The organism is Dietzia sp. DQ12-76, from assembly GCF_014145045.1.
Classification (GTDB): Bacteria; Actinomycetota; Actinomycetes; order Mycobacteriales; family Mycobacteriaceae; genus Dietzia.
The window spans coordinates 1-9,592 of sequence record NZ_JAALDV010000078.1; the positions used below are offsets into that span (position 1 = coordinate 1).

The window sequence follows — 9,592 nt, forward strand, 5'->3', positions numbered from 1 at the left end:
TCACGTCGATGCCCAGGATGTCGGCCTGGAACTGCATCAGGTAGTCGTTGACCACCATCCCGCCGTCGACGCGCAGCGCGTCGGCGGTCTCACCGGCATCGGCGGCCATCGCGTCGGTCATCTCGCGGGACTGGAAGGCCGTGGCCTCGAGCGCGGCTCGCGCCAGGTGTGCTCGCGTGTGGAACCGCGTCAGGCCCACCAGCGTCCCGCGCGCGTCCGGACGCCACCGCGGGGCGAGGAGCCCGGAGAACGCCGGCACGAGGTAGCAGTCGCCGTTGTCCCGGAGGGATTTGGCGAGATCCTCGGTCTCCTCGGCACTCGAGATCACCCCGAGGTTGTCCCGCAGCCACTGCACCAGCGAGCCCGCCACCGCGACGGAGCCCTCCAGGGCGTACACGGGGTCGGCGTCCCCGAGCTGGTAGCAGACGGTGGTGAGCAGACCGTTGTCACTGAACTGGGGCGTGGTGCCGGTGTTGAGAAGGAGGAACGCGCCGGTCCCGTAGGTGTTCTTGGCATCGCCGGGGTCGAAGCAGGTCTGGCCGAACATTGCGGCCTGCTGATCACCGAGGATCCCCGCGATGGGGGTGCCGCCGAACATTCGTCGCTCGGTCACGTGACCGATCACCCCCGAGGACGGCACGATGTCGGGCAGCATCGCCCGCGGCACCCCCATCTCGCGGCAGAGCTCGTCACACCAGTCGAGGGTCCGCAGGTCCATGAGCAGGGTGCGCGAGGCGTTGGTGACGTCGGTGACGTGCAGGGCCGGTTCGCCGTCGGTGCCGCCGCGGCGGCCACCTGTCAGGTTCCACACCAGCCACGAATCGATGGTCCCGGCCAACAGCTCTCCGGCCTCGGCCCGCTCCGTGCCCCGCCGCCCCTCGGAATCGAGGTGATCGAGGATCCAGCGGATCTTCGGACCCGCGAAATACGTGGACAGGGGCAGTCCGGTGGCGTCCCGGAACCGGTCGTCTCCGTCCGGGTGCGCTGCGGCCAACCGGGAGCAGATCCCGGAGGTCCGGGTGTCCTGCCAGACGATCGCGTTGTACACCGGTTCGCCGGTCTCCCGCTCCCACACCACCACGGTCTCCCGCTGATTGGTGATCCCGATCGCGCTCACCAGTGCCGGTTCGAGATCGGCGTGGCCGGCCACCTGGGCCATGGCGGTGCGCACGTTCTCCCAGATCTCCAACGGGTCGTGTTCCACCCATCCGGCCCGGGGCAGGATCTGCCGGTGTTCGACCTGGGCGGTCGCCGCGGGCACCGGCAGGCCGTCGTGGTCGAAGAGGATGGCCCGCGAGGACGTGGTCCCCTGGTCGATCGCGAGGATGAAGGTGTTACGCGTCACGTCGCCAGACTACGTCCGGCCGGGCGTAGAGTCGGGCGCGACCGGCCGGAATCCGATACCCGGCCCCGGAGGGAGCACGATGCCCACGAACAGATCCAGGTCCGTACTCGGCCCGGAACGCCGGGTCGAGGCGTGGCGCAAGCTCTCCGAGGAGTCCTTCGACCTCGTGATCGTGGGCGGGGGCGTGGTGGGCACCGGCAGCGCCGTCGACGCGGCGACGCGCGGCCTGAGCGTGGCGGTGGTGGAGGCGCGCGACTTCGCCGCCGGTACCTCCTCGCGCAGCTCCAAGATGTTCCACGGGGGGCTCCGTTACCTGGAACAACTCGACTTCGGGCTCGTCGCGGAGGCCCTCCACGAGCGCGAACTCAGCATGACCCGACTGGCCCCGCACCTGGTCAAGCCCCTGAAGTTCCTGTTCCCGCTGACCCGCCGGTTCTGGGAACGCCCCTACATGGCCGCGGGGTTCGTCCTCTACGACCTCATGGGCGGCGCCAAGAGCGTCCCGCCGCAGAAGCACTACAGCCGCGCGGGTGCGCACCGGTTGGCCCCCGGTCTTCGCGAGGACATCGTGGTGGGCGGCATCCGGTACTGGGACACCCTGGTCGACGACGCCCGTCACACCCTCACCCTCGCCCGGACCGCGGCGCTCCACGGTGCGGTGGTCGCCAACTCCACCCAGGTGATCGGGTACCTGCGGGACGGCGACCGGGTGACCGGGGTGCGGGTCCGCGACGCCGAGAGCGGAGCGGAGACCGATGTCCGCGCCGAGGTGGTGCTCAACGCGGCCGGGGTGTGGACGGACCATCTGCAGGAGATGTTGGGGGAGGTGGGCGGTTTCACGGTCCGTGCCTCGAAGGGGGTTCACATCGTGGTGGACCGCGACAAGGTCGACTCCGAGGCGGCCCTGATCCTTCGGACCGAGAAGTCAGTGCTCTTCGTGATCCCCTGGGGCGAGTACTGGATCATCGGCACGACCGACACCGACTGGCAACTCGACCTGGCCCACCCGGCGGCGACGGGGGCGGACATCGACTACATCCTCGGACACGTCAACGCCGTTCTCACCACCCCGATCGATCGAGACGACGTCCGCGGCGTGTACGCGGGCCTTCGCCCCCTGCTCTCGGGCGGGGCCGACTCGACCGCCAAGCTCTCACGGGAACACGCGGTGATGCGCGCGGCACCCGGGGCCGTGGTGGTGGCGGGCGGCAAGTACACCACCTACCGGGTCATGGCGGCTGATGCGGTCGACGCCGCGGTGGCCGAGTTGGGGCCCGAGCGCGCGGAGACCGTTCCGGCCTCGACCACCGATCGCATCCCGCTCCTCGGTGCCGACGGCTACCCGGCGATGGTCAACCGCGCGGACCGGATCGCGGACGATTACGAGATCAGGGAGGAACAGGTCCAGCACCTGCTGGGTCGGTACGGTTCGCTCCTCGAGGACGTGCTCGATCTGGCTGCGGACCGCCCGGATCTGCTGGAATCCCTCGTCGGCGCCGACCGCTACCTGCGGGTGGAGGTGGTCTACGCCGCGCTGGCGGAGTCCGCGCTGCACCTGGAGGACGTCCTGGTGCGCCGCACCCGGATCTCGATGGAGTACCAGCACGGAGGCGTGGCCTGTGCTCGAGAAGTCGCCCAACTCATGGCGGAAGTGTTGGACTGGGGTCCCGACCGCGTCGAGCGGGAGGTCCGGATGTTCGAGCAACGGGTCGAGGCCGAGCGGGCGAGCCAGGTGACGGAGTCCGACGACGAAGCCGATCATTTCCTTCGCGGCGTCCCCGAGATCCGCGAGTTCCTGGTGGAGGCGACCGTCGATCCCGCCGTAGCCGAACCGGTGGTCGACCACCCGGGCTGACCGGGTACGAACCCCGCGGGGGAGGGACGCAGTCCTGACGGCGCTCCCCGCATGAGACGTCGGCGTCGCCCGGGTGGGCGGCGCCGACGTCTCATGCGGGTGGGGTCAGCGGATCACTTGATCTCGCAGAGCACCGTGCCCTGGGTGACCGCGGCTCCGGCGTCCACGGAGAGGTCGGTGACGACGCCGTCCTTGTGCGCGGTGACCGGGTTCTCCATCTTCATGGCCTCGAGGACGGCGATGAGTTCGCCGGTCTTGACCTCCTGGCCCTCCTCGACGGCCACCTTGACCACGGTGCCCTGCATCGGGGCGGAGACGGCGTCCCCGGAGGCGGCGGCACCGGCGGCCCCACCACGGGTGCGTGCCTTGGCCTTGCGGCGGACGGTGCCACCGTTATGGGATCCGCCGAAGGCGAGGTCGCCGGGCAGCGAGACCTCGACGCGACGGCCGTCCACCTCGACGACGACCTTCTTCCGCTCGACCGGCTCGTCGTCGTCGGCGGGGGCGCCGGTGGCGCTCCACGGCTCGATCGGGTTGTCCCACTCCTCCTCGATCCACTTGGTGTAGACGTCGAAGCCCTTCCCGTCTCCCACGAAGGCGGGGTTGGCGACGACGTGGGAGTGGAACGGGATGACGGTGGCCATGCCCTCGACCGTGTACTCGGCGAGCGCGCGGGCCGACCGTGCCAGCGCCTGGTCGCGGTCCTCGCCCCAGACGATGAGCTTGGCGAGCATCGAGTCGAACTGGCCGCCGATGGTGTCGCCCTGCTCGACTCCGGAGTCGACGCGGACACCCGGCCCACTGGGCTCGTGGTACGCCGTGATGGTGCCGGGGGCGGGCAGGAAGCCACGGCCGGCGTCCTCACCGTTGATGCGGAACTCGAACGCGTGGCCGCGCGGGGTCGGGTCCTCGGTGAACTCGAGGACCTCGCCCTCCGCGATCTTGAACTGCTGCAGGACCAGGTCGATGCCCGCGGTCTCCTCGGTGACCGGATGCTCCACCTGGAGCCGGGTGTTGACCTCGAGGAAGGAGATGGTGTCGCCCTGGACCATGTACTCGACGGTGCCGGCGCCGTAGTAGCCGGCCTCCTTGCAGATCGCCTTGGCGGAGTCGTGGATCCGCTTGCGCTGTTCGTCGGTGAGGAACGGGGCGGGGGCCTCCTCCACGAGCTTCTGGAAGCGGCGCTGGAGGGAGCAGTCGCGGGTGCCGGCCACGACGACGTTGCCGTGCTGGTCGGCGAGCACCTGCGCCTCGACGTGGCGGGCCTTGTCGAGGTACTGCTCGACAAAGCACTCGCCGCGGCCGAAGGCGGCGGTGGCCTCACGGGTGGCCGAGTCGAAGAGTTCGGCGACCTCCGACATCTCGTGGGCGACCTTCATCCCGCGCCCGCCGCCGCCGAAGGCGGCCTTGATGGCGATGGGCAGGCCGTACTGCTCCGCGAACTTCACGACCTCGTCGGCATTGGCGACGGGGTCCTTGGTGCCGGCCGCCATCGGCGCGTTGGCCCGCTCGGCGATGTGCCGCGCGGTGACCTTGTCGCCGAGGTCACGGATGGCGTTCGGCGGGGGGCCGATCCAGATCAGGCCGGCGTCGATGACGGCCTGCGCGAAGTCGGCGTTCTCGGAGAGGAATCCGTACCCGGGGTGGATGGCGTCGGCGCCGGACTTGGCGGCGGCGTCGAGGATCTTGTCGAAGACCAAGTAGGACTCCGCGGAGGTGGTGCCTCCGAGGGCGAAGGCCTCGTCCGCCAGCTTGACGAAGAGGGCGTCGGCGTCGGGCTCGGCGTACACGGCCACGCTGGCCAGGCCGGCGTCCTTCGCCGCGCGGATCACACGGACGGCGATCTCGCCGCGGTTGGCGACGAGGACCTTGGTGATGTGAGAGCTGGCATGACTGGGCACTCAGGGCCTCCTGGTGATGGACGTCTCTTAGACCGGTGCGCCCGGTGGGGGACCGATATTCTCCAGCAGTCTAATGAGAGGCCCCCCTCATGTGTGGGATTGGGGGTCCGTGAGCTGCTCCGTGGGGTCGGGTGCTTCGGGACTCGGCCTCTCTGACCAGCTGTTCAGGCGCGAAGCTCAGGCCGCCACACCTGGTGTGCATGTATCCCGGCGTCCTCGAGGAGGCGCCGCAACAGCGGAAGACTGAGTCCGATGACACTCGACGGGTCGCCGTCGATCCGGTCGATGAACCACCCGCCGAGCGACTCGATGGTGAAGGCGCCCGCGCACTCGAGGGGTTCGCCGGTGCGGAGGTACACATCGAGGTCGGAGTCCGAGGGAGCGCCGAAGTGGACGGTGGTGTCGGAGGTGTCGGTCGCTCGCCCGGTGACGACGAGGGGCCCGTCCCCGGTGAGGTCGGCGAGCACGACGGCGTGGCCGGTGATGAGGACCCCGTGACGACCCCGCATCTTCTGCCACCGCGCCATCGCCCGTTCGTAGGTGTGCGGCTTGCCCTCGAGCCGACCGTCGACCAGGAGCATCGAATCGCAGCCCACGACGACGAGGGTGTCGGCCCCGGCCCCCCGGGCCTCGTCCGCGAGCGACTCGCCCTCACGGTCGAGGACGTCCTGCGCCTTCGCCCGGGCCAGTTCCTCCACCACGCGTACATGCGGGGTCCCCTCGGCGAGAGCGGCCTGGAGCGCGTCCTCGTCGACCTGGGGGTGGCGGATGAGCGGGTCGACCCCGGCCTGCTGGAGGATCCGTAGGCGGGACGGGGAGGCGGAGGCGAGGACGACTCTGATCATGGGCCCAGCGTAGCCACGGCCGCGGACCCCCGCGGCGGGGCGACGGTGCGTGTGGCGGCGGGTGGGCGCGGTGGTGAAGGGGTGCGGAAACCGCCGCCGCCCCCACCGCTGCACTCGTGCCGGCGCGTCGGTGCGCGCGGGCGTGCAGGGTCGGGGGCGGCTGTGGGATGTCGCCAGGGGGGCCGGGCTCAGTACTGGCGGCGGTTGAGGAACGACGTGGGGTTGTACCCGAACGGCGGCCGCAGTCGCTCCTCGTAAGACCCCCAGTCGTCCTTGATGCCCGTGGGGAACTCGCCCTCGTGGACGGCGTTGCCCTGCGCGGTCGCCAGGACGGCGGACAGGATGCCGACCTCGACCGCGGTGGGGTTGCCGCGCACGACCCGGAAGAACGGTTCCGCCGGTGCCGTCGTCGCGTCCCCGCCCGCGCCCACCACCGGGTCCTGCTGCTCTGCGGCGGTCACAGCGGGATGTTCCCGTGCTTCTTGGCGGGCACCTCGACGACCTTGCGGTCGAGGAGGCGGAGTGCCTGGGCGACCTGCAGGCGCGTGTGCGACGGCGGGATCACGGCGTCGACGTACCCGCGCTCGGCGGCGACGTACGGGTTGACGAGGGTGTCCTCGTACTCGGCCTGGAGCTTCAGGCGCAGCGCGTCGACGTCCTCGCCGTTGGCCGCCGCCTGCTTGAGCTGGTCGCGGTAGACGAACCCCACGGCCCCCGACGCGCCCATCACCGCGATCTCGGCCGTAGGCCACGCCAGATTGATGTCCGCGCCCATGTGCTTGGAGCCCATGACGTCGTAGGCCCCACCGTAGGCCTTGCGGGTGATCACGGTGACCTTGCCGACGGTGGCCTCACCGTAGGCGTACAGCAGCTTCGCGCCGCGGCGGATGATCCCGTCGAACTCCTGTCCGGTACCCGGGAGGAAGCCGGGGACGTCGACGAGGGTGAGGATGGGGATGTTGAAGGCGTCGCAGGTGCGGACGAAGCGGGCGGCCTTCTCGGACGCCTTGATGTCCAGGCAGCCGGCGAACTGGGTGGGCTGGTTGGCCACCACACCGACGCTGCGGCCCTCGACCCGGCCGAAGCCCACGATCACGTTCATGGCGTACTGCGCCTGGGTCTCGAGGAACTCGCCGTCGTCGACGATGTGCGAGATGACCTCGTGCATGTCGTACGGGCTGTTGGAGGAGTCCGGGATGATCGTGTCCAGCTCGTGGTCGTCCAGGGTGAGGTTGTCCTCGATCGCGCCCTCGATCGGCGGGACCGGGAACCGGGGGGCCTCGGCACGATTGTTGCTGGGAAGGTAGGACAGCAGGTCCTTGACGTAGTCGAGGGCGTCCTGCTCGTCGCTCGCGGTGTAATGGGAGACGCCGGACTTGGTCATGTGGGTGGTGGCGCCCCCCAGTTCCTCCTGGGTGACCTCTTCCCCGGTGACCGTCTTGATGACGTCCGGACCTGTGACGAACATCTGCGAGGTCTTGTCGACCATCACGGTGAAGTCCGTGAGGGCGGGGGAGTAGACGTGGCCGCCGGCGGAGGGGCCCATGATCAGGGACACCTGGGGGATGACCCCGGACGCCTGGACGTTGCGGTGGAAGATCTCGCCGTAGAGACCGAGGGAGACCACACCCTCCTGGATGCGGGCACCGGCGCCGTGGTTGATACCGATCATCGGGCGTCCGGTCTTGAGCGCCAGGTCCATGACCTTGACGATCTTCTCGCCGTAGACCTCTCCGAGCGAGCCGCCGAAGACGGTGGCGTCCTGCGAGAACACGCAGACGCTGCGGCCGTCGATGGTGCCGTACCCGGTGATGACACCGTCTCCCAGCGGCCGGCGCTCGGCCAGGCCGAACGTCGTGGCGCGGTGGCGGGCGAGGGCGTCGATCTCCACGAACGAACCCGGGTCGAGGAGGTTCTCGATCCTCTCGCGGGCCGTCATCAGACCCTTGTCGTGCATCCTGTCGATCGCGGCCTGTCCCATCGGGGCACGGGCTTCGTCGAGGCGCCGACGCAGTTCGGACAGTTTCCCGGCGGTCGTGTGGATGTCGGGCGTCGCAGCGTCGGTCGGGACGTCGTCACTCACGTCCGGTTCTGAGGCAGTCGTCATGTTGTAAGACTCTAACGACTCGGCCGGATCCGTGACGACGTGACCCGGCATACTGCCCCGCACCGGCGGCGCCGTCGGGCGGGGTTCGGACCTACTCTGGTCCTCGTGCACGCAGACACCGGACCCGGATCCCCGCGCCCACTCGACGCCGAGGCCCTCCGGCGTGCGCTGGTCGGGACGCCGGACGCGCCCTACACCTCACTCGAGGTGCTCGAGGAGACCGGCTCGACCAACGCCGAGTCGATCGAGCGTGCGGTACAGGGTGCGGCGGACCGCAGTGTGCTCCTGGCCGAGTACCAGGCCGCCGGTCGGGGACGACTCGGGCGGACGTGGACGGCGCCGCCGCGGACGCAGGTGGCGCTCAGCGTCCTGCTGCGTCCCGGCGCGGTCTCGCCCGCCCTGTTCGGCTGGCTTCCGCTGGTCACGGGGTTGGCCGTTCGCGACGGTCTGGTGACCGCGGGCGGGGTGGACGCCACCCTGAAATGGCCCAACGACGTCCTCGTCGACGGGAGCAAGATCGCGGGGATCCTCTCGGAGATGACGACCGTGCCCGCGGAGGGCGACTTCGACCTCCGACTACCGGCGCTGGTGGTCGGTCTGGGGATCAACGTGACGCTCACCCGGGAACAGCTGCCCATCCCGCACGCCACCTCGCTCGCTCTCGCCGGTGGTGTCACCGACCGCGACGCCGTTGCGCGGGCGGTCCTCGAGGCCCTGGCACGCCGGCACGAACAGTGGCGCGGATGCGAGAGGGGGAGCGGGTCGACCATCTCGGACGAGCTGCTGGCCGAGTACTCGGACGCCTGCTCGACGCTCGGTGCCGAGGTGCGCGTCCTCCTTCCGGGGGACGTCGTCCGGACCGGTCAGGCCGATCGTGTCGACAGGGAAGGCCGCCTCGTCGTCGTCACCCCGGAGGGAGAGGTGGCGGTGGCCGCCGGGGACGTCACCCACGTCCGCCCCGCCGACGACCGGTGGGGCGGCTGACCCGTGGGGTTCGTCCGTTCGGTTCTCGCGCCGGGGGAGACGCTGCTCGTCCACAGTCACCCGCACTGGCGGGCGCTCGTGCGTCCCGGGTTGGTGACGGTGATCGGCGCCGGTCTCGCCGGGATCGCCGGGGGATTCATCGAGACGCAGGTGGTCCACGCCGGCGACCGCGCCGCCACCTGGGCGATGGTGGCCGGGGTCTACCTCCTCGTGGTCCTGCGTTTCGGCCTGTGGCCCGCGCTGCGGTGGGCGCGCACCGATCTGGTGGTGACCGACGAGCGGGTGCTCTACCGGCCGGCGGGGTCGACACGACGGTGTGTCGACGTGCCACTGCGCCGGATCAGTGCGGTGCGGTTCCGGCACACGCTCACCGACCGGGCGCTGGGCACGGGGTGCCTCATCCTCGAGTGCGGGTACCTGCCGCCGGTGGAGATCGACCACGTCCCCGGTGTGGCGCGAGTCCACGCCGCGGTCTACGACGAACTGCTCCGGTTGCCGCCCGTCCCCCCGCCCGGGCCATCCGTCGCCCCGCCGCGCTCCCGCTGGGGCCTGCCG

At 70.4% G+C, this 9,592-nt stretch carries 8 protein-coding genes; 3 read left to right on the forward strand and 5 right to left on the reverse strand.

Annotation, left to right across the window (positions count from 1 at the left end):
- Positions 1–1,345: glycerol kinase GlpK (gene glpK / locus G6019_RS03850; protein ID WP_182627065.1), on the reverse strand; the 1,345-nt coding region annotated here is incomplete at its 3' end.
- A gap of 79 nt (positions 1,346–1,424) precedes the next feature.
- Between glpK and G6019_RS03855 the strand changes: the two genes are divergently transcribed.
- The gene (locus G6019_RS03855; protein WP_107755919.1) at positions 1,425–3,200 is read left to right on the forward strand and encodes a glycerol-3-phosphate dehydrogenase/oxidase; all 1,776 of its coding nucleotides are present in this window, start codon (positions 1,425–1,427) and stop codon (positions 3,198–3,200) included.
- A 113-nt stretch (positions 3,201–3,313) separates the two neighbouring features.
- Here G6019_RS03855 and G6019_RS03860 read toward each other — a convergent pair whose 3' ends face one another.
- The 4 genes from G6019_RS03860 to G6019_RS03875 form a co-directional block, all read right to left on the reverse strand.
- Positions 3,314–5,101, reverse strand: a complete 1,788-nt coding sequence (locus tag G6019_RS03860) for an acetyl/propionyl/methylcrotonyl-CoA carboxylase subunit alpha (protein WP_107755920.1) — start codon at positions 5,099–5,101, stop codon at positions 3,314–3,316.
- Positions 5,102–5,265: 164 nt separating this feature from the next.
- A complete protein-coding gene (locus G6019_RS03865) occupies positions 5,266–5,946 on the reverse strand; it encodes a Maf family protein (protein ID WP_107755921.1) in 681 nt (226 codons plus the stop codon).
- Positions 5,947–6,134: 188 nt separating this feature from the next.
- Positions 6,135–6,407, reverse strand: coding sequence for an acyl-CoA carboxylase subunit epsilon (locus G6019_RS03870; protein WP_309230148.1), 273 nt, complete (start codon positions 6,405–6,407; stop codon positions 6,135–6,137).
- Positions 6,404–8,053 carry an acyl-CoA carboxylase subunit beta gene (locus G6019_RS03875; RefSeq protein WP_107755922.1) on the reverse strand — a complete coding sequence of 550 codons (1,650 nt, stop codon included), beginning with the start codon at positions 8,051–8,053 and terminating at the stop codon, positions 6,404–6,406. The genes G6019_RS03870 and G6019_RS03875 overlap by 4 nt, the downstream gene beginning before the upstream one ends.
- Before the next feature lie 105 nt (positions 8,054–8,158).
- Here G6019_RS03875 and G6019_RS03880 point away from each other — a divergent pair, with 105 nt between their 5' ends.
- Together G6019_RS03880 and G6019_RS03885 are read left to right on the forward strand one after the other, a co-directional pair.
- Complete coding sequence (locus tag G6019_RS03880; RefSeq protein ID WP_182612415.1) at positions 8,159–9,037, forward strand: biotin--[acetyl-CoA-carboxylase] ligase; 879 nt, start codon at positions 8,159–8,161, stop codon at positions 9,035–9,037.
- Positions 9,038–9,040: 3 nt separating this feature from the next.
- Positions 9,041–9,592: PH domain-containing protein (locus G6019_RS03885; RefSeq protein WP_182627067.1), on the forward strand; the 552-nt coding region annotated here is incomplete at its 3' end.

Bases quoted from the DNA above. Each gene is read 5' to 3' on its own strand.
- G6019_RS03855 (WP_107755919.1), top strand. From the start codon at position 1,425: ATGCCCACGAACAGATCCAGGTCCGTACTCGGCCCGGAACGCCGGGTC.
- G6019_RS03865 (WP_107755921.1), bottom strand. From the start codon at position 5,946: ATGATCAGAGTCGTCCTCGCCTCCGCCTCCCCGTCCCGCCTACGGATC.
- G6019_RS03875 (WP_107755922.1), bottom strand. From the start codon at position 8,053: ATGACGACTGCCTCAGAACCGGACGTGAGTGACGACGTCCCGACCGAC.